The organism is Pseudomonas sp. HMWF021, assembly GCF_003061005.1.
Taxonomy (GTDB): Bacteria; Pseudomonadota; Gammaproteobacteria; order Pseudomonadales; family Pseudomonadaceae; genus Aquipseudomonas.
In genome coordinates, this window is the sequence record NZ_QAIK01000061.1 from 56,952 (window position 1) to 78,615 (window position 21,664).

The following is a 21,664-nucleotide window of genomic DNA, read 5'->3' on the forward strand; positions in this document are numbered from 1 at the left end:
CCTCGCCACAATGAGTAATCACCACAGAACTCATTCTGCTTAGATTTAGGGAAGTGGCGAAAACGGCGTACGCCCATCGGCGCTCTGCAGTTCCATCAGGTATTTACGGAAAATTTGCCCAAGCACCTGGGTCGCGGTTTCGAGATCTTCGCGGGACATTTTTTCGGAGACTTCGTCGGCGGTGTCCAGCGCATCTTCGGCACCATTGACCGCGGCCATCTTCAGCACGATGTACGCCTGAATGTTGTTGGCCTGCACGCCTTCGCCGTGGAAGAACATGGTGCCGAGCTTGAACTGTGCCTGAGCATGGCCTTGCAGCGAGGCCTTTTCGAAATAGCTCAGGGCTTGATTGAGGTCGCGCGGTGCATTCTTGCCGTCGTAGTAGAACTCACCCAACTCGTATTGCGCTTGCGCATCGCCTTCGTCCGCCGCTTTCTGGCAGGCGGCCAGTGCCTGCGTGACGTCTTGCGGCTGAGTGTTGAGGGTGCAACGACCCATCGCCGGGATCAACAACGAGTTGCCGCCTGCTTGTGCATGCGCGAGCAGGGGCTGAAGGAGCAACAGGCAGCCCAAGGCAAGGGTGCGGCCGGTGCGGTTCATGGGAATCGACTTACCTCTGAAGGGCACGCGGACCCATCGAGGGATCCAATAAGCGCGCATTATGAAATAAGCAGGGCCAACCTTACAAAGTCTTTACTCGTTTTTCTGCCGCGCGGGGAATATATCGCCCAATTTCTGGCGGATTTTTAGCAGAGGCGTGGGAAAAACGGCGTTGATGTAGGTGAAAGCTGACGCTGGCTGTAGCCAACGTCAGCGTCACGGCCATTACTTCAGGGCAGCGAATGCGCGTTCGGCAGCGTCCAGGGTGATTTTCAGCTCGGCTTCGCCATGGGCGATCGAGGTGAAACCGGCTTCGAAAGCGCTCGGCGCCAGATAAACGCCGCCTTCGAGCATCAGGTGGAAGAAGCGACCGAACAATGCCGCGTCGCTGGCCATCACGTCTTCAAAGGTGACGATGTCGTCGGCGCCGCTGAAGTACAGACCGAACATGCCGCCGGCCTGAGTGGTCACGAACGGAATGCCCGCGGCATCGGCGCGTTGTTGCAGACCGTCGAGCAGGCGCGTGGTGTAGTCGGTCAGCTCGGCATGGAAACCCGGACGGCTGATCAGGCGCAGAGTGGTCAGACCGGCGGCCATCGCCAGTGGGTTACCCGACAGGGTGCCGGCCTGATACACCGGGCCCAGCGGCGCGATGCGTTCCATGATTTCGCGCTTGCCGCCGAAGCAGCCGACCGGCATGCCGCCACCGATGATCTTGCCGAAGGTGGTCAGGTCTGGATTGACGCCGTAGTAGGCCTGAGCGCCACCCAGCGCCACACGGAAACCGGTCATCACTTCGTCGAAAATCAGTACCACGCCGTGCTTGTCGCACAGCGCGCGCAGGCCTTCAAGGAAACCGGAGGCCGGTGGAACGCAGTTCATGTTGCCGGCCACTGGCTCGACGATGATGCAGGCGACGTCCTGACCGACTTCGGCGAGCATCTTCTCAACCGCGTCGATGTCGTTGAACGGCAGGGTCAGGGTGTGTTTGGCGAACGCGGCCGGCACACCGGCGGAGCTTGGCACGCCTTGGGTCAGCGCGCCGGAACCGGCCTTGACCAGCAGGCTGTCGGAGTGACCGTGGTAGCAGCCTTCGAACTTGATGATGCTGTCACGACCGGTGTAGCCACGGGCCAGACGAATTGCGCTCATGGTCGCTTCGGTGCCGGAGCTGACCATGCGCACCATGTCCATCGACGGCACCAGCGAGCAGACCAGATCGGCCATCTCGGTTTCCATCGCGGTCGGTGCGCCGTAGGACAAGCCGTGTTGCAGTTGATTGCGTACTGCGTCGAGCACGTCCGGGTGGCTGTGGCCGAGGATCATCGGACCCCACGAGCCGACGTAATCCACATAGCGCTTGTCGTCTTCGTCGGTGACGTAGGCGCCTTCGGCATGCTTGAAGAACAACGGCGTGCCGCCCACGCTCTTGAACGCGCGAACCGGCGAGTTCACGCCACCGGGAATGTGTTTCTGGGCATTGGCAAACAGGGTTTCGGAACGAGACATGATCGGGCTCTCAAATCAGATTTTCAGAAGTTCGTTGAAGGCGCGGGCGCGGCGGGTCACTTCGGCGGTGCTTTCGGCACCGAACAAACCGTGGACCACCGCCAGCAGGTCGACCCCGTGGACTATCAGCGGCGCGGCGTTGTCGAGGGTGATGCCGCCAATCGCGCAGACCGGCAGGTGCAGTGTGCGTTTGGCCTCGTCGAGCAGATCGAGGCTGCAGCTTGGCGCGCCGGGTTTGGTGTTGGAGTTGAAGAAACGACCGAAGGCGACATAACTCGCGCCTTCCTTGGCGGCCTGTTCAGCCAGTTCGAGCTGCGCATGGCAGGTCGAACCGATGATGGCTTTGGAACCGAGCAGGGCGCGGGTCGGCGACAGCGGGCCGTCGGTCTGGCCCAGGTGCACGCCAACGTTGAGGCGCGCGGCCAGTTCGGCATCATCGTTGATGATCAACTGCGTCTTGTAGCGCTCGCACAGGTCACGCAGCGCTTCGGCCTCGCGCAGGCGGCGGGCCTCGTCGCTGCTTTTGTCGCGGTATTGCAGCAGGGTGACGCCGCCTTCCAGCGCCGCCTCCACGTAGGACAGAAGCTTGCCCGCCAGCAGCGTGCTGTCGGTGATGGCGTACAGGCCACGGAGTTTCATCAGGCAGACCTCACGACGTTACGAGCAAAAATCCAGCGGCAAGCGACGCGGCACGAACTGGCCTTTGCCCAGTTGTTCGGCATCACGCAGGGTGCGCCAGGTGTAATCCAGTGCAGTGCGCACGGCGCTGGCGAGGTTTTCACCCTGGGCCAACCGACCGGCGAGGGCGCTGGCCAATGTGCAGCCGGAACCGTGGTAACTGCCCGGCAAACGCTGGCAATAGAAGGTTTCACGCAGGCCATCACGGCTGTACAGGCGATTGTGGATTTCAGTTTCGTCGCCATGGCCGCCGGTGATCAGCAGGTTTTTGACGAACGGCAGGAGTTTTTCCGCGCACTCGTCCGCGGTGCCTTCTGGCAGTTCGGCGAGGATTCGGGCTTCGGGAAGGTTGGGGGTGGCAATGATCGACAGCGGCAGAAGACGCTCGCGCATCGCATAACCGACTTCATCCTTGCCCAGGCGTCCGCCGCCGCCGGCACGCAGCACCGGGTCGCAGACCACCGGCAGGTGCGGGTGCGCCGAAAGCAGTTCGACCACGGTGTCGACCATTTCCAGCGAACCGAGCATGCCCAGTTTGACTGCTGCGACTTCGGAGTCGTTGAGCACGGCATTGGCCTGGGCCAGTACCCACTCACGGTCGAGGACGCGGAAGTCAGTGACGTTGACGGTGTCTTGCACGGTCAGGGCGGTGACGGCCGGAGCCGCATGGCAACCCTGCGCGAGCAAGGCTTCGATATCTGCCTGCAAGCCGGCGCCACCACTGGGGTCGTGGCCGGAGAGACAGAGGACAACGGGGCGGGAGCTGTAGATATTCATGGTGCGCGAGCTTACCACCAAACCTGATTTTGGGGTTCAGTCCGGCGCAGCAAGATCAAAAGATCGCAGCCTGCGGCAGCTTCTACATGGAAAGGCGATATTTGTAGGAGCTGCCGCAGGCTCGGGCCGCGTTCGGACGATCTTTTGATGTTCCTGACCACCTCAACAGCTCTAGCTCGCCGCTTTGCTCTGAAACGCCCGTTCTAGAGCCTTTGCAGGAAAAAATTTGATGGTGCTCAATGGCCATCAACGGCTATGCTAGTCTGGATCCAAACCAATAACAGGTAATACCGGTTTTACGTCTACTCAAAGGGAATGGGGGGCTTCCTGACACAACCGGACGAGCCACGCTGGGGCTTCAATGCGCTATTTGCTGATGTTGCTGTTCTGCTTGCCCCTCTTCGCAAGCGCCGTCGAGTTCGACGAAAATACCCAGAGCCTTCCTCTGGGGCGCTCTCTGCAGGTGTTCGAAGACCCGAGCGGTCAGGCGAGCATCGCCGACGTCCGCGCTCAAGCGGCGGCGGGCAATTTCAAACCCCACGACAAAGCCACGCTCAATGCCGGTTATTCGCGCTCGGCGTTCTGGCTGAAGATCGATCTGCATTACCGCCCCAACAATCCGGCCGCGCAGCGCACCTGGCTGCTGGAGCTGGCGTATCCGCCGCTCGATCACCTCGACCTTTATATGGCCGATGCCAATGGCGATTACCGACTGATCCGGCAGACCGGCGACGCCTTGCCCTTCGCCAGCCGCGAGATCCGGCAGAACAATTACCTGTTCGACCTGACCTTCGCCCCCGACCAGCAAAAAACCGTGTACCTGCGCCTGGCCAGCGAAGGCTCGATCCAGGCGCCGGTGACGTTATGGTCGAGTACCGCGTACCTCGAAGACCAGCCGGTGCGCCTGTATGTGCTGGGGATCATTTATGGCGTGCTGCTGGGGATGCTGGTCTACAACCTGTTCATCTACCTGAGCGTGCGCGACACCAGTTACCTCTATTACATCTTCTACATTGCCTCGTTCGGCCTCTACCAACTGTCGGTGAACGGCGCGGCGGTCGAGTATTTCTGGCCGGACAATCCGTGGTGGGCCAACGCCGCCACACCGTTTTTCATCGGCTGCGCGGGGTTGTTCGGCAGTCAGTTCGCCCGCAGTTTCCTGCAGACCCGAACCCACAGCCGCTGGCTCGACTATCTGCTGATCGCCCTGATCGCGTTCGGTGCGCTGGTGGTCGGGTTGTCGCTGATGACCAGTTACGCCTTGTCGCTGCGCCTGGCGACCCTGCTGGCGCTGGTGTTCACCGTGGTGATCTTCGCCGCCGGGATCCTCGCCTGGTGGCGCGGCCTGCGCGTGGCGCGTTATTTCATCATTGCCTGGTCGGCGTTCCTGCTCGGCGGCATCGTCAATACGCTGATGGTGCTCGGCCTGCTGCCCAACGTGTTCCTGACCATGTATGCCAGCCAGATCGGTTCGGCGATTGAAGTGGCGCTGCTGTCGCTGGCGCTGGCGGATCGCATCAACGCGATGCGCGAGCAACAGGCGCAAACCCTGTTCGACGCCGGGCAGAAGCTCGAAGTGCTCAACCAGCAACTGGCCCACAGCAACAAGCTCAAGGATGAATTCCTCGCGACCCTGACCCACGAATTGCGCACGCCGATGAACGGGGTGATCGGTTCGCTGGAACTGATGCAGACCGTCGAGCTGGAGCCTGAACTGGAGCAATACCAGCAAACCGCCGCCGGCTCCGCGCGGGACATGATGCGCATGGTCAACGGCATCCTCACCCTCACCGAATTGCAGGCCGGCAAGCTCAAGGCGACGCCGGGCAGCTTCAGCCTGCGCGCGGTGGTCGAGGCCTTGCGCGTGCAGTTCGACGGCAACGCGGCGAGCAAGTCGCTGGACTTCAAGGTCGAGGTACTGCCGACCCTGCCGGATCGCTTGCACGGCGACAGCGCCAAACTGGCGCAATGCCTGGAGTGCCTGCTGGACAACGCGATCAAGTTCACCCGGGTCGGCGGACTGGCCTTGCGGGTCACCGGCAAACCGGCGGCGGACAACCGCTTGGCGCTGTCTTTTGCAGTGATCGATACCGGCATCGGTTTCACCGATCTGGGCGAGGCGACGATGTATCAGCGCTTCTTCCAGCTCGATGGCTCGATGACTCGCGAATACGGTGGGTTGGGCGTGGGTCTGGCGATCTGTCGGCAACTGGTGGAGTTGCTCGGCGGCAAGCTGACTCACCGTTCCGAACCGGGGCGCGGCAGCCGTTTTCAGCTGGACGTCGAGTTCGAGTTGCCGGCGGTCGAACCTGCGCCAATCCCCGAACCTTCGCGAGATAGCGCACGCGCACCGCAGGACTGCACGGTGCTGCTGGTGGACGACAACAGCGTCAACCAACTGGTGATGCGCGGCATGCTGCTCAAGCTCGGTTTCCGCGTGCGCACGGCGGACAACGGCGCGGCGGCACTCGATTGCCTGCAACGGGAAACCTTCGACGCGGTGCTGATCGATTGCCAGTTGCCCAGCCATGAAGGTGCTTCGTTGTGCTGCCAGATCCATGCGCTGCCGGGCTGCGCCAATCTGCCGGTGTTCATGCTGGCGCTGGGCACGGACCGCGAACATTGCGCACCCGGCACGCGCATCGATTATCTGAACAAACCGGTGAAATTCGAGGACCTGCAAACGGCGCTGGAGCGTCGGGTGCTCAGTGCATAGCAGGGTGAAAGCGCCGACAGTTCGGCGTATATGACACTTTGATCAGCCACGGGCCGGTGCTTAACTGAATCCCTTGGCTGACCAAAGGAGCCCCGTCATGAACCTGCATCAGTTCGCCGAAACCCACGAAGTCACCAACCAGCCACCGTCGCTGGACGGTGCCAACCTGTACCGCATCGATCTGCCGCTGCAGGAGTGGTCGCGCCGCTTTGGCGCCGGTTGGGCCGAGTCGCGGATCGACGCTTACGGTGCCCTGGCCGGTGGCCCGCTGATGGCCGCCGGGTTCCTCGCCAACCAGAACAAACCGCTGTTCAACAGCCACGACCGCTACGGTCATCGTATCGATCTGGTGGAATTCCATCCCGCTTATCACGAGCTGATGCGCACCGCGATCGAACATGGCCTGACCTCGCTGCCATGGGCGCATCCGCAGGACGGCGCGCACGTTGCCCGCGCCTCGATGAGCTATCTGCACAGCCAGGCCGAGGCCGGCAGCGGTTGCCCGTTGACCATGACTTTCGCCAGCGTCCCGGCCATGCGTTTGCAACCGGATCTGGCTGAACAATGGTTACCGAAAATCCTCGCCACCGAATACGACCCGCGCAACGTCGGCATGGCGCACAAGGCCGGCGTGACCATCGGCATGGCGATGACCGAGAAGCAGGGCGGCACCGATGTGCGGGCCAACACCACCAAGGCTTATCCGGTCGGCGCCAGTGGGCCGGGCCAGGCCTATGAACTGGTCGGGCACAAATGGTTCTGCTCGGCGCCGATGTGCGATGCGTTTCTGACCCTGGCGCAGACCGACAAGGGCCTGACCTGCTTTCTGCTGCCGCGCCACCGCCCGGACGACACGCGCAATCAGTTCTACATCCAGCGCCTGAAAAACAAACTCGGCAACCAGTCCAACGCCTCCAGCGAAGTGGAGTTTCGCGGCGCGTTGGCATGGATGGTTGGCGAAGAAGGGCGCGGCGTGCCGACCATCATCGAGATGGTGGCAATGACCCGTTTCGATTGCATGGTCGGCTCCAGCTCGCTGATGCGTCAGGCGCTGACCCAGGCCAGTCATCACTGCGCGCACCGTTCGGTTGGCGGCAAGCTGCTCAGCGAGCAACCGTTGATGCAGAACGTGCTGGCCGATCTGGCGCTGGAAAGCGAAGCGGCGCTGGCGTTGAGCCTGCGCATGGGCAAGGCGCTGGATCATCTGCAGGATTCGCAGGAAGCCAAATTCGCCCGGCTGGTGACGGCCGTGGGCAAATACTGGATCTGCAAACGTGCCCCCGGAATGATCAACGAAGCCGCCGAGTGCATGGGCGGCGCCGGGTATGTCGAGGAGAGCATCCTGCCGCGTTTGTACCGCGAGGCGCCGGTCAACTCGACATGGGAAGGTTCGGGCAACGTGCAGTGCCTGGACGTGCTGCGCGCCCTGTCGAAAGAGCCGGGTGTGCTCGACGTGTTGTTCAGCGAGTTGGGCGATGGCCACGGCGACAAACGTCTGGCTGCGCATATCCAGCAGTTGCAGGCGCAGTTCAAGGACACCGGCGATATTCAGTATCGGGCGCGGCAACTCACCGAAGACATCGCGCTCGGTTTGCAGGCCAAGCTGTTGCTGGAGGCCGGTAATTCGGCGGTCAGCGATGCGTTCATTGCCAGTCGTCTGAGCGGTGGCGGCCGGGTCTATGGCGCATTGCCGCGCGGACTGGACGTCGAAGCCATCGTCACCCGCTCCACCCCGCAAGGTTTCTGACCCCACACAAATCCCCTGTAGGAGCTGCCGAAGGCTGCGATCTCTTGATCTTGCATTTAAAAAGATCAGGATCAAAAGATCGCAGCCTGCGGCAGCTCCTACAAGGGACCGTGTGTGACCGACATATTGTGCGGTTGCCAACATGCCACTGTTCCCGTGAGACCACGATGCAGGCAAGATGAAGCTCTGCAAGTCAGAACACAGGAAGCTGATCGTGACCGAAGCGTTTATTGTCGTTCAAACCGCCGAGCAAGCCGTGGACCGTCTGGCCGAGCTGCATGAGCGGGCCACCACTGCGCTGAACTCGGCGCTCAAGCGTTACCTCAAGGATCGCGTCGAGCCTGACGCCGAACAGCGTGCCCTGTTTCGTTATCCCGAACTGCGCCTGACCTACCTGTGTCAGGGCGAAGTCCCGCAGACCACCCGCGCCTACGCCAAGGTGCAATTGCCGGGCACCTACAGCGTCACCGTCACCCACCCCAAGGCGTTCCGCAAATACCTGCTGGAGCAACTGGTGCCGTTGATGCACGACTTCACCGTGACTGTGGAAGTCGGCGTCAGTCAGCAGAACATTCCGTATCCGTACGTGGTCGAGCAGGGCGATGAGCTGGCCGGCTCCGGTGTCACCGCGGCGGTGCTGGCGCGGGTGTTCCCGAGTACCGACCTGTCCGCCGCCACCGATGGCATTGCCGACGGTCTCTACGATTGGGAAAACACCGATCCGCTGCCACTGGCGCTGTTCGACGCCGCGCGCGTCGACTTCTCCCTGCGTCGCCTGGTGCACTACACCGGCAGCGACTGGCGCCATGTGCAGCCGTGGATCCTGCTGACCAACTACCACCGCTATGTCGACCAGTTCATCGTTCATGGCCTGGAACAACTGCGCAACGACCCGCGTTTCGTGCGCATGGTCCTGCCGGGCAACGTGATCATCGAGAAGGGCATGGACCACGGCGAAGCCTCGGCGATTGCCGCCGGCGTGGTCTGGCACCGCTACCAGATGCCGGCCTACCACCTGATCGCCAACGACGGCCATGGCGTGACCCTGGTCAACATCGGCGTCGGCCCGTCCAACGCCAAGAACATCACCGACCACCTGGCAGTGCTGCGTCCGCATTGCTGGCTGATGATCGGTCACTGCGGCGGGCTGCGTCAGTCGCAGACCATCGGCGACTATGTGCTGGCCCACGCTTACATGCGCCGCGACGGGATTCTCGACCGCGTGGTGCCGCCGAACATTCCGATCCCGGCACTGGCCGAGGTGCAACTGGCGCTGCAACAAGCGGCGGCGAATATCACCGGCGAGAAGGGCGAAGAGCTGAAAAAGCGTCTGCGCACCGGCACCGTGCTGACCTACGATGACCGTAACTGGGAATTGCGCTGGGCGCAGGAACGTCCCCTGATCAACCTGTCCCGCGCCGTGGCCGTGGACATGGAAAGCGGCACCATCGCCGCTCAGGGCTATCGCTTGCGGGTGCCTTACGGCACGCTGCTCTGCGTCTCGGACAAACCGCTGCACAGTGAAATCAAGCTGCCGGGCTCGGCCAACGCGTTCTACGAGCGCGCGGTCAGCCAGCACTTGAAGATCGGCATCGAGGCGGTGGACCTGCTGCGCACCGAACTCAACTCGTTGCACTCGCGCAAACTGCGCAGCTTCGACGAGCCGCCGTTCCGCTAACGGTTAGTCGTGGTCATTTGGCGGTCGGGGCACTAGCATTGTCAGCCCTGATCGCTAAATGTTTTCTCTCCTATGTCCCGTCCCCCACGTCCACCTTCTCGCCGTCCCGGCGTGAAGCCGTCCTCCTCAGCCCCACGCCGTGTCGCCAAGGCGCCGCCGGCCGAGCCGAAGTTGATCCTGTTCAACAAACCGTTCGATGTGCTGACGCAGTTCAGCGACGAAGGCGGGCGGGCGACGCTCAAGGATTTTATCGATGTGCCTGGCATCTATCCGGCCGGACGCCTTGATCGCGACAGCGAAGGTTTGCTGCTGCTGACCAATGATGGTCAGTTGCAGGCGCGGATTGCCGACCCGAAACACAAGTTGCCCAAGACCTACTGGGTGCAGGTCGAAGGCGAGCCGACGGCCGAGCAACTGCAGCAGTTGCGCGACGGTGTCGAACTGAATGACGGCATGACCCTGCCCGCCGAGGCGCGACAGCTGGACGAGCCTGAGTTGTGGCCGCGCAACCCGCCGGTACGCTTTCGCAAAAGCGTGCCAACAAGCTGGCTGGAGCTGGTGATTCGCGAAGGGCGCAATCGTCAGGTACGGCGCATGACCGCCGCCGTCGGGCTGCCGACGTTACGGCTGGTGCGGGTCAGAATTGGCGACTGGACGCTCGAAGGGCTGGATCAGGGCCAGTGGAAGGAAGTGCCGGCGCGGCTATAGAGCGCCGGATTCGATCAGGCCGATCACCACACTCTTGATGATGAACGCCGCCACGCCCAGGCCCAGCACGAAGAACAGAATGAACGAGCCGAAACGCCCGGCCTTGGACTTCTTCGCCAGATCCCAGACGATGAAACCCATGAAAATGATCAGGATGCTGACCAGGCCAGTCATCATCCACTCTTCGAATACTGCAGGATCCATCGGGCATCTCCGGCGCGCACAGGGCTGAAAGGGCTGGGCGATTATACGCCTGGGGTGGCTGGGGACGCATTGATCTGCGTCGGTGTGCCGCACCTCTACTACGCGCCCCCTGTAGGAGCTGCCGAAGGCTGCGATCTTTTGATCCTGATCTTGATCTTGATCTTGAAAAGCAAAATCAAAAGATCGCAGCCTTCGGCAGCTCCTACATAGGGAGTGCGGGTTAGCTGCGCAGATGCGTCAGCGGCAGTTCAGTGCTGTTGAGCACCTGATTCAGCACAAAACTGGAGCGCACGCTGGTCACCCCTTCAATCCGGGTCAGATGCCCCAGCAGCAGCTTCTGATAGTGATCCATGTCCGGCACCACCACCTTCAACTGATAGTCGGCGTCCACGCCGGTCACCAGGCTGCATTCCAGCACCTGCGGCAAGGTGCGGATCGCCGCTTCGAAATTCTCGAAACGCTCCGGCGTGTGTCGGTCCATGCCGATCAGCACGTAGGCGGTCAGGCTCAGGCCGAGCATCTTGCGATCGAGCAGGGCGACCTGGCGGGAGATGTAGCCGTCGTCCTCCAGTTGCTTGACCCGGCGCGAGCAGGGCGAGGGCGACAGACCGATGCGCTCGGCCAGTTCCTGGTTGGAGATGCGGGCGTCGCGCTGCAATTCCGCCAAAATACTCAGGTCGTAACGGTCGAGCTTGCTCATCAATCTGTCCTTGGTTGTAACTATTGCGGCGGATTATCTATCCAGGGTTAAAAATTGCGCAAGCAGTGTTTATTTGAGCAATCTTCGCAATCCTCTGTCGCGCTTGCAGGCCTATTCTTATCACCAGAATCACTGCTCGGTAACACAGTCCACTGCGGCCGCCCTATCAGGCCCGCCGCGGCCGCCACCCCCACCGGGGATGTGCCGGCCCCCGAGCTGCACACTGTCCAGAAGACGGCGTGAGGTGAGCCGACGTCAAAAGCGTCGAGCCAGGACGAAGTTCTCTAGAAGGGAGGCCGACGGGTCTCCCTTTTTTCTTGCCGGCGATTTTTGTGCCTGGCCGCCCGGCGATCCTCAATAAATAAGTCTCGTGACTGATAACCTGTCGCAGAACCCGGTGTGCAGATTCCCGGTCTTAGCTACAAGCCCTCTTAATACCCGCAGTGAGGAAAAGCATGAAGTCGCGCATCTGGCGTCTGGCCGGTGTTGGTTTGCTGTGTGTGAGCGTCGGTGCGCAAGCGCTGGCCGACGAGCCACAGAATCGTGGCCCCGAGAATAACGGGCACGGCGGTGAGCATCAGGGCAATCAGGGCCGTGGCGGCGATCATCAGCCCCACGGGCAGAACAACCTGCCGCCGCAAAATCAGCCGCGGCCGCAGAACAACCAAATCATTCGGGGCGACAACAGCCGTCAGTTCGAACACAACGGCCAGCAGCACAATAACGGCCAGTGGCAGAACCAGAACCGCCCGCCCAATCAGCCTGCACCGGTGCATCAGGCGCCACCGCCACCGGCGAACAACTTGCCGATCCAGCCACGGCCCGACACCGTGCGCCAGACCCAGGAGCCGCGTCAGGGTTACTACCGCGACGAGCGTCCGCAGAACGGCTACAACAACCAGCATTGGCAGGCCGGCAACAATCGACCCAACGATAATCGTTGGCCGGGTCGCCCGGACGGGCATGGCAACGGTTGGGGGCCGGGGCCGCAGTATCGACCGGGGCATGTGATCGACCGCTTCCCGGATCGTGATTATCGCGTGCCGTATCGCGGGCAGGATTACTTCTACTCCGGCGGTTACTGGTATCGCCCGCAAGGCCCACGCTACATCGTCGTGCAGCCGCCCCGGGGGATTCGTATCCAGTATCTGCCGGACTACGCCCGTGAAGTGTGGATTGGCGGCTCGTTGCTGTTTCTGGCCGCCGGTTCCTATTACGCCTATCAGGAAGCCACCCAGGATTACGTTGTGGTCGAACCGCCGGTGCAGCAACCGCCGCAGCCTCAATCCCAGGGCTATGACGTCGAGGCCTATCCGGCCAACGGTCAGTCGCCGGAACAGGTCCAGCAGGACGGTTATCAGTGCTACCAATACGCCGTGCAGCAGAGCGGTTTCGACCCGCGCAGCGCGACCTATCAACCGGCGCCTGAAGTGGTGCAGGCCTACCGTCAGGCTCAGGGCAATTGCCTGAGCAGTCGCGGTTATCAGGTGTCTTACTGAAGCCGGGTTTGCGCCCGCTCGGTCTTGACCACTTCCTGCGGGTCGGCGTGCACCAGCACTTCGGCTCGCGGGTAGGCGGCGTGAATCGCATCCGCCGCCTGATCGCTGATGCCGTGAGCCACTGACAAAGTCAGCTCTCCCGGCAACTCCAGATGCAACTGCACGAACCAGTGGTTACCCGAGATCCGCGTGCGCAAGTCATGCGCGCCCAACACGCCGGGTACCGCGCAGGCCAGTTCGAGCATGTGCTGACTGACGTCCGCCGGCAGTTCCTCATCCATCAATACCGAAAAACTTTCCCGGGCGATCTGGATCGCACTCCACAAAATGTACCCGGCAATCCCCAGGCCGAACCACGCATCGAGCTGATGAAAGCCCATGCCGGCGAGAATCAGCGCGATCAGAATGCTGCCGTTGAGCAGCATGTCCGAACGGTAGTGCAGCGAGTCGGCGCGCACCGCGTTGGAGCCGGTCTGCTTGATCACCCGATGTTGCAGCGTCAGCAACGCGGCGGTCAGCAGCAGCGAGAACACGATCACGCCGATGCTCAGCCACGGCGCGCCGAGCGGCTCCGGTTGCTTGATGCGCTCATACGCCTGGAACGCAATCAGCACCGCACTGCCACCGATGAACAACGCCTGCGCCATGCCCGCCAGCGATTCGGCCTTGCCGTGGCCGTAACGGTGATCGTCATCGGCCGGGCGCAACGCGTAATGCACCGCCAGCAGATTGAGCAGCGAAGTGACGCCATCCAGCGCCGAGTCGGTGAGGCCGGCGAGCATGCTCACCGAACCACTCAGCCACCAGGCGATGGCTTTGGCGATGATCAGCGTGCAGGCCACCGCCACCGAGGCGCGGGTCGCCAGCCGCAGCAGGCGGGCGTGTTCGGGGCTGGAGGTCATGGGGTCGTAGTGTCCTTATGCGGCAGGTTGCAGGCCAAACATCGCCAGTTGTTGCGTGCTGCCCTTGTGCTGGATCAGACGCGGATCGTCCAGCGGCAGGTTGCGGCCCAGTTCAGTTTCGAGAATAGCCTGCAACTTGAGGTTATCGACCTGACCGTCCGGGCCGATGGCTTTTTTGAGTTTGGCCGGATCGACCTGAGCGGTGTGGCCCGGTTCGAAATAGATCGCGCCAGTGGTGAAGTCCACGGCAAACGCGATCAGCCCGGGAATCACATAGAACAGCAGGCCGACGGCATCGAGCACGGCAATGGCCGGGTCGATCTTGCCGTCGATCTGCCCGCGACGATCGGGGTAGAAAATCGAGCCGCAGGCAGTGAGCTGAGTGAGCAGGGTGGCGACCAGTACACCGCCGATCAGGCGAGAAGGTAAGCGCATGTGATAGATCTCCTGAGTCATCTAAAAACGAAGCAGCGTTGTGTGGAATTAAGACCCTGACAAACGCCCGGCAGTTCGCCGTTATACTCGCGGCTCTGTTTGGGAGCCAGCATGATTTCTTTGCCGATCGATGAAGTTTTACCCGCGCTGCGTGAGGCGTTGGCGACACGCCACGAAGCCGTGCTCGAAGCACCGCCGGGCGCCGGTAAAACCACCCGCGTGCCTCTGGCCTTGCTCGATGAAGCGTGGCTGGCCGGGCAGACCATTCTGATGCTCGAACCGCGCCGTCTCGCCGCGCGTGCAGCGGCTGAGCGACTGGCCAGCGAACTGGGCGAGAAGGTCGGTGAAACCGTCGGCTATCGCATCCGCCTCGACAGCAAGGTCGGTCCCGATACCCGTATCGAAGTGGTCACCGAAGGCATTCTCACCCGGCGTCTGCAGGATGATCCGGCGCTCGAAGGCGTCGGTCTGCTGATCTTCGACGAATTCCACGAACGCAGCCTCGACGCCGATCTGGCCCTGGCCCTGAGTTTGAACGGTCGTGAACTGTTCCGAGCTGAACAGCCGCTGAAGATTTTGCTGATGTCGGCAACGCTGGAAGGCGAGCGGCTGGCCGGGTTGCTGGATGACGCGCCGATCCTGCGCAGCGAAGGGCGCATGTACCCGGTGACGATGCGCTGGGGCCGGCCGTTCCAGCCCGGCGAGTACATCGACCAGCGCGTGACCCAGACCGTCCTCGAAGCCCTGCACGATGAAACCGGCAGCCTGCTGGTGTTCCTTCCAGGGCAGGCGGAAATCCGTCGCGTGCATCAGCAACTGAGCGATGCCATCGGCGAGCGCAAAGACGTATTGCTCTGCCCGTTACACGGCGAACTCGACCTGAACGCCCAACGCGCCGCCATCGACCCGGCGCCGGCCGGCCAGCGCAAAGTGGTGCTGGCGACCAACATCGCCGAGACCAGCCTGACCATCAACGGCGTGCGCGTGGTGATCGACGCCGGGCTGGCGCGGGTGCCGCGTTTCGACCCGGGCAGCGGCATGACCCGGCTCGACACCCAGCGCATCTCCAGGGCCAGCGCGACCCAACGTGCGGGCCGGGCGGGGCGTCTGGAGCCGGGGGTGTGTTACCGCTTGTGGTCGCAGGATCAGCACGAGCAACTGGCCGCTTATGGCAGTGCGGAAATTCTGTCGGCGGATCTGGCGAGCCTGGCCCTGCAACTCGGACGCTGGGGCGTGACGCCGGGGGAACTGGTGTGGCTCGATGTGCCGCCGGCAGCGGCTTATGCACAGGCGCAGGACTTGTTGCAGCGCCTGGGCGCACTCGAAGGCGAGGCGCTGACCGCGCACGGTCAGGCCATGGCCGAGTTGCCGGCGCATCCGCGCATCGCCCATCTGTTGCTGCGCGGTCAGGCGCTGGGGCTGGCGAACATGGCGTGCGACGTCGCGGCACTTCTTGGCGAGCGCGATATCCTGCGTGGTGCCGGGGCGGATCTGCACAGCCGCCTGGTGCTGCTCTCTGGCGAGGAGCGTGCATCGCGCGGTGCTCAGGGCGGCGTACAGCGCGCCCGGCAACTGGCGCGGCAATATCGCGGCTACCTGCGCGGCAAAGTGAGTGCGCCGGTCATTGATCCCGATCATCCGCGCTGGCTCGGCGCGCTGCTGGCGCTGGCCTACCCGGATCGCGTCGCCCAACAGCGGCGTGCCGGTGGTGCGGAATATCGGCTGGCCAACGGTCGCGCTGCGCTGTTCGCCGAAGCCGACAGCCTGATGAAGGAGCCGTGGATTGTGATTGCCGATCTCGGCAGTCGTCAGGGCCAGCGTGAAGAACGGATTTACCTGGCGGCGGATTTCGATCCGGCGCTGTTCGATTCGGTACTCGCCGAGCAGGTGCATGACGTCGATCAACTGGACTGGGACGAGCGCGAAGGCGTGTTGCGCGCCGAGCGTCAGCGCAAGGTTGGCGAACTGATCCTCAGCCGCGAACCGTTGACCGGTCTGGACGAGGCGGCGCGCAGTCAGGCGCTGGTCAATCTGGTGCGGCGCAAGGGGCTGGAGTTGCTGCCATGGACGCCAGAGTTGCGGCAGTGGCAGGCGCGGGTCGCGTTGCTGCGACAACTGGATCTGAACGCACAGACCGAAAGCCAGTGGCCGGATGTCAGCGACGCGACGTTGCTGAACACCCTTGAAGAATGGTTGATGCCTTACCTGGGTAAAGTCTCGCGACTGAGTCATTTCGCCAATCTGGATCTGTCGAGCATCGTGCGCAATCTGCTGCCGTGGCCGTTGCCGCAGAAGCTTGATGAGCTGGCGCCGCATCACATCAGTGTGCCGTCGGGGTCATCGATTCGTCTGGATTACAGCGAGCAGCCGCCGATTCTCGCGGTGCGTTTGCAGGAGTTGTTCGGGCTGGCCGAAACGCCACGAATTGCCGGCGGCCGGCAAGTGGTCAAGCTGCACCTGTTGTCTCCGGCACGGCGGCCGGTGCAGGTGACGCAGGATCTGGCCAATTTCTGGCGCAGCACCTATGCCGAGGTGAAGAAGGATCTGAAGGGCCGGTATCCGAAGCACTATTGGCCGGATGATCCGCTGGTGGCCGAAGCCACGGCACGGGCGAAACCCCGGGGCACCTGACCCGGGGCTACGCCCGTGCAGCGCGCCGTTTCAGGCGCCCACGGCTGCGCTGTTCGAGTGACCTTGAGCGAAACGTGTCGCCGAGGTCTGCAACAGCAGGGCGACGCTCACTGTCACCATCAAGAATGGCAGCAGCCAGGCGTTGCCGATCATGGCCAGCTGCAGGCTGAGGATCAGCAGCAGCACCGGGGTCGCCAGGGCGTTCGCCCGGCTGACATACAACCCCACGGCCGCCTCGCTGTAACGGCAGGCAATGGCGACGCGGATATGCACCCGTGCACCGCCGAAAGCCATGCCCAGAATCAGCAGGCTCAGTGCCTTGAGGATCAGATTGTCCGGCAGCAGCAACCACATCGACGTGGCGATCAGCGCCAGTGCAATCAGGCCTGACAGATAGGCCGTCAGGTTGCGCCCGGTATTGGCGATGATCACCAGCACGCCGATCAGTGCCATGCCCAGGCCGAACACGGCATCGAGTACGCCGAGTTCAAACAGGGCCCAGCCGTGGCTCGCCACGTACACCGGCAGCATGAAATTGAACGCCCCGAGAATTGGCCAGATCAGCACCATCGGCACAAACAGCGTCAGTGGCAGCCTGGCGGGCGCAGCCACTTCGGCGGCGGTCTGCACCGCGGTGGGCTGGCCGTGACGGGTGAAGCAGATCGCGGCGACCATGAAGAAACCGGCGCTGAGCACCAGCGAGAAACCCATGCCGGTCAGGATCGGCATCAAACCTGCCGCCAGCAGAGGTCCGGTCATCAGTGCAGCCTGACTGGTGGCCGTGGTCGCACCGCTGATCCGCCGCACGCGGGTTTCGTCCATGCCCCTTTGAATCTGGGCGAACCACATGTCCAGGCTGGCTTCGAGCGACATGACCATCAGCCAGGCGAACAGGTTGGTGATCAGCAGGCCGACGGTGAAATCCCGCGACACGCCCGAGATCAGCGCGAGCACCGACAGCCCCAGCACAAACCAGCTGCTCATCTGCCGCCCGTTCATGCGTAACGAAAGCCGCTTGATCATCGCAGGCGTGATGAACGCCGGAATGAACGAGCAGAAAATCGCCAGTGCCAGAGGCAGATAGCCGCCTTCGTCCTGATTGAGGATGGTCCATGTCAGCGAGACCATCAGCGCACCGGAAAACAACCGATAGACCGTCGAGCAGAACAGGAACAGCGTCAGTTCTTTTGCTGCGTTGCGGATGACGGCGGGTTTTTCATTCATGTAATCGATCCTTGCCCTTGAGCACGCGGCGATTGTTATTGGAAGGCAGGCGCCAGCCACTGCACCGGCGTTGAGCAGGTGCAGGCGACTCATGTCGATTCGGGCTGATGTCAGACCAGAGAGCGCATCACTTTGAGGGTTTTCTCGATGTCTTCGGGCGAGTTGATGATCCCGGCGGAGAAGCGCACCGTCGAATGCCGATAGGGCGTGGCGCTGGCGATGATCTTCTGTTCCTTGAGCCGCGCGACGATCTCTTTCGGGCTGCGATCCTTGACGTCGCAGCAGACAAAGCCTGCGGAGAACTGTGCCGACCGTGGCGTGTGCAAATACACGTTCGGCAGCTTCGCCAGACCTTCCTTCAACTGCCCGTTGAGTTCAGCGATGCGGTCGGCAATGCGCTTGCGGCCGATCTGCTGGATGAACTTGAACGCCTCGATCATCGCCCACTGGTTTTCGAACGCGAGGAACCCGCCGGGACTGACCCAGGCGGCCTGTGTCTGACCCTGCGGATCACGTTGTTCGCGCCAGGCATTGGCCGGTTCGGCGGCCATGATGGTCGGAATGGTCGGGGTGATGTGAGCCCACTGACCTTCACGGGCCCAGACCAGACCGGTGCCGTGTGGCCCGAGAATCCATTTGTGCGTGCCGGCGCTGAAAAAGTCGCAACCCAGGCTTGCCACTTGCGCCTCGGAGCAGCCGAAACCGTGTACGCCGTCGATCACGTAAATGATCCTGTCCGCCTCGGCGCGATCGCGGTTGACCCGCGCCACCAGTGCGCCGATTTCCTGCGCCGGCAAGCGCACGCCGGTGCCGGAATGCACCCAGGTCATGGCCAGAATGCGGGTCGTCGGTTTGATGGCTTTTTCAATGCGCGCGACGATGGCGTCGACGCTGACATCGTCCGGCCCCTCGTACAGATCGATGCGGCGAATGCTGCCGCCCCATTTGACCACCGCCAGACGCATGGCTTCGTCGTGGGTGTACCACTCGTGGTTGGTGGTCAGGATTTCCTGATGGGGCGCCAGTTTCAGGCCGTTGTAGACCATCGACAGACCCTGGGTGGTGCTGGTGGTCAGCGCGATGTCCTCGGCGCGTCCGCCGGTGTAGTCGGCAGCGGCGGCGCAGACCTTGCGCCAGACCATGTCCTCTGGCCGGGCAAACATGTTGTCTTCAAGATAGGTGTACGGATTTGCGTCGAACGCCTGGCGATGGCGCGCCATCGCCTCGCGCACGGGCCGGGGATTGGAGGCGAGAAAGAAGTTGGAGATGTGCACGAACTCCGGCGACAGATTGAACTGAGCCCGCACCGATGCCCAGTCATTGGGATCCAGCGCTGTTACCACGTCATCCTGAACAGGCGCGTTACTCGCCTGTGCCCCCGCCACGCCTGCAATCATGCTGCCTCCAACCAGGGTCGCCCCCATGGCGGCCCCCACGAATTCACGTCTTCCCAGACTCATACCCACTCCCTGTCGATTCATATTGAAGTGCGCGCAGGACGCGCAAACATAGCATTGAAAATACGCTGCCCATAGAGGCCGACGGCCAGACCCAGCACGATCAGCACCACCGCCATGACTTTGCTGGCCGGTACGCTTTCGTGAAAGATCAGCACCGAACCGAGCATGCCGAAAATCGGCACCAGCAACGACAGAGGCGCGACCGTCGACACCGGATAGGTCTTGAGCAACGAGTTCCAGATCCAGTAGGCGAACAATGTGTTCGGATAGACCTGAAACAGGATCGACAGCACCGCCGTCGTATCCACCTGATTGACGAACGTGGTGTAGCCGGCACTGCCGTTCACCGCGTAATCGAGGGCGAACAGCGGGATCGGGGCAAACGCACTGGACCAGACCAGGAACCCGAAGACCTCTTTGGTGCTGGCCTTCTTGTTGATGATATTGGCAACGCTCCAGGAGGCCGCGCCCACCAGCACCAGCAACACGCCGGGCAGACTGACGGTGCCATCGCTGATCATGATGATGCACAGCAACCCGCCCAGTGCGATCAGCATGCCCAGGACTTGAAAACGGGTAAGCGCTTCCTTGAACACCCAGCCGCCGAGCAGAATCGTGAAGAACGCGCTGAACTGCAGCACCAGCGACGCGATGCCTGCCGAGAGCCCGGCCTTGATGCCCAGGTTGACGATGCCCCACAGGCCGATGCCGAACACCAGGCCGTAACCGATGATGTAGCGCCATGGCACATTCGGTTTGCGGATGAAAAAGATCGCCGGTAACGCACAGAGACTGAAGCGGATGCCCGCGAGAATGAACGGGTCAACGGTGGCCAGTCCCAGTTTGATGACCGAGAAATTGACACCCCAGATTGCCGTGATCAGTACAGCCAATACTACGTGCAGTGGTTTCATTGCCGAATCGCCTTCATGAGGATGGACGGGGTCACGCGACGCAGGTCAGGTTTTCTGCCAGGTACACCCGGGAGAACAGGGTTTGCATCCAGGCTTTGGTCTGTTGCGGATCGGCGGTTTTGACGATGCCTGCCAGGGGCGCCTCGAATGCCGAGTAAGTCACATGGCCCGGCAACAGGGTCCCGGTTGCCAGCTCGTTCCATTGCACGATGGCCGGGCTGGCGCGAAATTCGTCCGCGCCCTCCAGACCTTGATAGATGCGCTGGGGATGCGTGTGCCCGGGAAACACGAACCAGCCGAAACCCAGGTTCGGTGCCTGCTGGCCGAGCGACGCGCTGTCCACTTCGCCCTCTACATGGATGCGCAGCTCCAGCGATGGCAGGTGAATACCGGTCGCCAACTCGTAGGTTGCGACCACGTCGGCGCCACCGACCCGGTTGCCGACCTCGAGGAATACCGGGTTGTCACCTTCCATGATGGCTTCCAGATGGAAGGCGCCGTTATGGATCTGCACCGCATCCAGCGCGGCACTGACCCATGCCTGAATCGGCGCGGTGGTTTCCAGGTGCCAGGAGCCCAACGGGTGACCGCGCTCCATGTAATCCAGGCAGGTGCCGACATATTGGCTGGAGAGCAGGGTGAGGATTCGTCCGTTCTGCACCAGACCGTCGAAGTGGCGGATGGGGCCGCTGATGAATTCTTCGACCTGAAACTCATCGATGCGCAGCGACAGTTCGCTGACCTTGCGCGTGATCTCGTCAAACGCGAGGGCAGGGTGCTGGTGAATGCTGACGTCCATGCTCGATGCACCGCTGTGCGGCTTGAGCACGGTTGCTCCCGGCCACGGCACCTGGCCCTCGAGCGCGAGATAACGCTCAAGCGCCATGAAACGTGGCACACGCAGGTTCTTCGCTTCAACGGCGGCCTTCATGTCCAGCTTGTTGCGCGCCAGGTTAACCGCCGCCAGCGACGCGCCTTCGACGTTCAACGCTTCGCGCAAGCGCGCGGCATCGAGCAATTCGTACTCGGACATCGAAATGATCCGGTCAAATTGTTGCGGAAACTGCGCCAGCCACTGCTGCGCTTCATCGTAAGCACTGGCGACCCCCGGGCGAGTCACCCGGTGGCAGCGCAGGTCGCTGGGCAGCGTATCGATTGCCGCTTGTTTGCCCAGGTAGGTGACGTCGTGCAGGTCATGATTGATGCCACGGTGGTACTCGATGCGCGGGTAGGGCACCCGGTGGAGAATGAGGATTTTCATGTAAACAGTCTCGCGCGAAAA

The 21,664-nt window shown here is 62.3% G+C and carries 18 protein-coding genes; 6 read left to right on the forward strand and 12 right to left on the reverse strand.

Annotated elements, in window-relative coordinates; genetic code table 11:
* Positions 1-45: 45 nt before the first annotated feature.
* From DBR18_RS08350 to DBR18_RS08365, 4 genes are all read right to left on the reverse strand, one after another.
* Positions 46-600, reverse strand: a complete 555-nt coding sequence (locus DBR18_RS08350) for a tetratricopeptide repeat protein (protein ID WP_003228518.1) — start codon at positions 598-600, stop codon at positions 46-48.
* Positions 601-825: 225 nt separating this feature from the next.
* Positions 826-2,109, reverse strand: a complete 1,284-nt coding sequence (hemL, locus tag DBR18_RS08355; protein ID WP_108589991.1) for a glutamate-1-semialdehyde 2,1-aminomutase — start codon at positions 2,107-2,109, stop codon at positions 826-828.
* Positions 2,110-2,124: 15 nt separating this feature from the next.
* Positions 2,125-2,748 (reverse strand): thiamine phosphate synthase, encoded by a 624-nt coding sequence (gene thiE, locus DBR18_RS08360; RefSeq protein ID WP_108589992.1) that lies wholly within the window; start codon positions 2,746-2,748, stop codon positions 2,125-2,127.
* 18 nt (positions 2,749-2,766) lie between these two features.
* A complete protein-coding gene (locus tag DBR18_RS08365) occupies positions 2,767-3,564 on the reverse strand; it encodes a hydroxymethylpyrimidine/phosphomethylpyrimidine kinase (protein ID WP_007960553.1) in 798 nt (265 codons plus the stop codon).
* A gap of 361 nt (positions 3,565-3,925) precedes the next feature.
* Here DBR18_RS08365 and DBR18_RS08370 point away from each other — a divergent pair, with 361 nt between their 5' ends.
* The 4 genes from DBR18_RS08370 (at position 3,926) to DBR18_RS08385 (ending at position 10,413) form a co-directional block, all read left to right on the forward strand.
* On the forward strand, positions 3,926-6,280 hold the full coding sequence (locus DBR18_RS08370; RefSeq protein WP_108589993.1) for a hybrid sensor histidine kinase/response regulator: 2,355 nt from the start codon (positions 3,926-3,928) through the stop codon (positions 6,278-6,280).
* Between the two features lie 97 nt (positions 6,281-6,377).
* A complete protein-coding gene (locus DBR18_RS08375) occupies positions 6,378-8,027 on the forward strand; it encodes an acyl-CoA dehydrogenase family protein (protein ID WP_108589994.1) in 1,650 nt (549 codons plus the stop codon).
* A gap of 178 nt (positions 8,028-8,205) precedes the next feature.
* Complete coding sequence (gene amn / locus DBR18_RS08380) at positions 8,206-9,705, forward strand: AMP nucleosidase (protein WP_177434769.1); 1,500 nt, start codon at positions 8,206-8,208, stop codon at positions 9,703-9,705.
* Between the two features lie 72 nt (positions 9,706-9,777).
* The gene (locus tag DBR18_RS08385; RefSeq protein ID WP_108589995.1) at positions 9,778-10,413 is read left to right on the forward strand and encodes an rRNA large subunit pseudouridine synthase E; all 636 of its coding nucleotides are present in this window, start codon (positions 9,778-9,780) and stop codon (positions 10,411-10,413) included.
* Here DBR18_RS08385 and DBR18_RS08390 read toward each other — a convergent pair.
* Positions 10,408-10,617, reverse strand: a complete 210-nt coding sequence (locus tag DBR18_RS08390; RefSeq protein WP_003228500.1) for a DUF2788 domain-containing protein — start codon at positions 10,615-10,617, stop codon at positions 10,408-10,410. The two genes, DBR18_RS08385 and DBR18_RS08390, sit on opposite strands and share 6 nt — an antisense overlap.
* Positions 10,618-10,837: 220 nt before the next feature.
* Positions 10,838-11,317 carry an Lrp/AsnC family transcriptional regulator gene (locus tag DBR18_RS08395; protein ID WP_007909658.1) on the reverse strand — a complete coding sequence of 160 codons (480 nt, stop codon included), beginning with the start codon at positions 11,315-11,317 and terminating at the stop codon, positions 10,838-10,840.
* A gap of 455 nt (positions 11,318-11,772) precedes the next feature.
* Here DBR18_RS08395 and DBR18_RS08400 point away from each other — a divergent pair, with 455 nt between their 5' ends.
* Positions 11,773-12,816, forward strand: coding sequence for a DUF6515 family protein (locus DBR18_RS08400; protein ID WP_108589996.1), 1,044 nt, complete (start codon positions 11,773-11,775; stop codon positions 12,814-12,816).
* Here the strand turns inward: DBR18_RS08400 and DBR18_RS08405 are convergent.
* Both DBR18_RS08405 and DBR18_RS08410 read right to left on the reverse strand, forming a co-directional pair.
* Complete coding sequence (locus DBR18_RS08405; RefSeq protein WP_108589997.1) at positions 12,810-13,718, reverse strand: cation diffusion facilitator family transporter; 909 nt, start codon at positions 13,716-13,718, stop codon at positions 12,810-12,812. The two genes, DBR18_RS08400 and DBR18_RS08405, sit on opposite strands and share 7 nt — an antisense overlap.
* Before the next feature lie 15 nt (positions 13,719-13,733).
* Positions 13,734-14,153 carry a polyribonucleotide nucleotidyltransferase gene (locus DBR18_RS08410; protein WP_108589998.1) on the reverse strand — a complete coding sequence of 140 codons (420 nt, stop codon included), beginning with the start codon at positions 14,151-14,153 and terminating at the stop codon, positions 13,734-13,736.
* 111 nt (positions 14,154-14,264) lie between these two features.
* On the opposite strand from DBR18_RS08410, the gene hrpB reads away from it, so the two are divergent.
* Positions 14,265-16,784: an ATP-dependent helicase HrpB gene (gene hrpB, locus DBR18_RS08415; RefSeq protein ID WP_108589999.1), complete on the forward strand. Its 2,520-nt coding sequence runs from the start codon at positions 14,265-14,267 to the stop codon at positions 16,782-16,784.
* A gap of 30 nt (positions 16,785-16,814) precedes the next feature.
* On the opposite strand, the gene DBR18_RS08420 is transcribed toward hrpB, so the two are convergent.
* The 4 genes from DBR18_RS08420 to DBR18_RS08435 all read right to left on the reverse strand — a co-directional run bounded on the left by DBR18_RS08420 (position 16,815) and on the right by DBR18_RS08435 (position 21,643).
* Positions 16,815-18,008, reverse strand: coding sequence for a hypothetical protein (locus DBR18_RS08420; RefSeq protein WP_108590000.1), 1,194 nt, complete (start codon positions 18,006-18,008; stop codon positions 16,815-16,817).
* A 110-nt stretch (positions 18,009-18,118) separates the two neighbouring features.
* The gene (locus tag DBR18_RS08425; protein ID WP_256588627.1) at positions 18,119-19,468 is read right to left on the reverse strand and encodes an aminotransferase class V-fold PLP-dependent enzyme; all 1,350 of its coding nucleotides are present in this window, start codon (positions 19,466-19,468) and stop codon (positions 18,119-18,121) included.
* A 17-nt stretch (positions 19,469-19,485) separates the two neighbouring features.
* A complete protein-coding gene (locus DBR18_RS08430; protein WP_108590002.1) occupies positions 19,486-20,382 on the reverse strand; it encodes an EamA family transporter in 897 nt (298 codons plus the stop codon).
* 31 nt (positions 20,383-20,413) lie between these two features.
* The gene (locus DBR18_RS08435; RefSeq protein WP_108590003.1) at positions 20,414-21,643 is read right to left on the reverse strand and encodes an acetyl-CoA carboxylase biotin carboxylase subunit family protein; all 1,230 of its coding nucleotides are present in this window, start codon (positions 21,641-21,643) and stop codon (positions 20,414-20,416) included.
* Positions 21,644-21,664 lie beyond the last annotated feature (21 nt).

Coding starts and splice junctions, on each gene's coding strand:
- DBR18_RS08390 (WP_003228500.1), bottom strand. CDS start 10,617: ATGGATCCTGCAGTATTCGAAGAGTGGATGATGACTGGCCTGGTCAGC.
- DBR18_RS08375 (WP_108589994.1), top strand. CDS start 6,378: ATGAACCTGCATCAGTTCGCCGAAACCCACGAAGTCACCAACCAGCCA.
- DBR18_RS08430 (WP_108590002.1), bottom strand. CDS start 20,382: ATGAAACCACTGCACGTAGTATTGGCTGTACTGATCACGGCAATCTGG.
- DBR18_RS08420 (WP_108590000.1), bottom strand. CDS start 18,008: ATGAATGAAAAACCCGCCGTCATCCGCAACGCAGCAAAAGAACTGACG.
- DBR18_RS08350 (WP_003228518.1), bottom strand. CDS start 600: ATGAACCGCACCGGCCGCACCCTTGCCTTGGGCTGCCTGTTGCTCCTT.
- amn (WP_177434769.1), top strand. CDS start 8,206: ATGAAGCTCTGCAAGTCAGAACACAGGAAGCTGATCGTGACCGAAGCG.
- DBR18_RS08425 (WP_256588627.1), bottom strand. CDS start 19,468: ATGAGTCTGGGAAGACGTGAATTCGTGGGGGCCGCCATGGGGGCGACC.
- hemL (WP_108589991.1), bottom strand. CDS start 2,109: ATGTCTCGTTCCGAAACCCTGTTTGCCAATGCCCAGAAACACATTCCC.
- DBR18_RS08365 (WP_007960553.1), bottom strand. CDS start 3,564: ATGAATATCTACAGCTCCCGCCCCGTTGTCCTCTGTCTCTCCGGCCAC.
- DBR18_RS08410 (WP_108589998.1), bottom strand. CDS start 14,153: ATGCGCTTACCTTCTCGCCTGATCGGCGGTGTACTGGTCGCCACCCTG.
- thiE (WP_108589992.1), bottom strand. CDS start 2,748: ATGAAACTCCGTGGCCTGTACGCCATCACCGACAGCACGCTGCTGGCG.
- DBR18_RS08385 (WP_108589995.1), top strand. CDS start 9,778: ATGTCCCGTCCCCCACGTCCACCTTCTCGCCGTCCCGGCGTGAAGCCG.
- DBR18_RS08370 (WP_108589993.1), top strand. CDS start 3,926: ATGCGCTATTTGCTGATGTTGCTGTTCTGCTTGCCCCTCTTCGCAAGC.
- DBR18_RS08405 (WP_108589997.1), bottom strand. CDS start 13,718: ATGACCTCCAGCCCCGAACACGCCCGCCTGCTGCGGCTGGCGACCCGC.
- hrpB (WP_108589999.1), top strand. CDS start 14,265: ATGATTTCTTTGCCGATCGATGAAGTTTTACCCGCGCTGCGTGAGGCG.
- DBR18_RS08400 (WP_108589996.1), top strand. CDS start 11,773: ATGAAGTCGCGCATCTGGCGTCTGGCCGGTGTTGGTTTGCTGTGTGTG.
- DBR18_RS08395 (WP_007909658.1), bottom strand. CDS start 11,317: ATGAGCAAGCTCGACCGTTACGACCTGAGTATTTTGGCGGAATTGCAG.
- DBR18_RS08435 (WP_108590003.1), bottom strand. CDS start 21,643: ATGAAAATCCTCATTCTCCACCGGGTGCCCTACCCGCGCATCGAGTAC.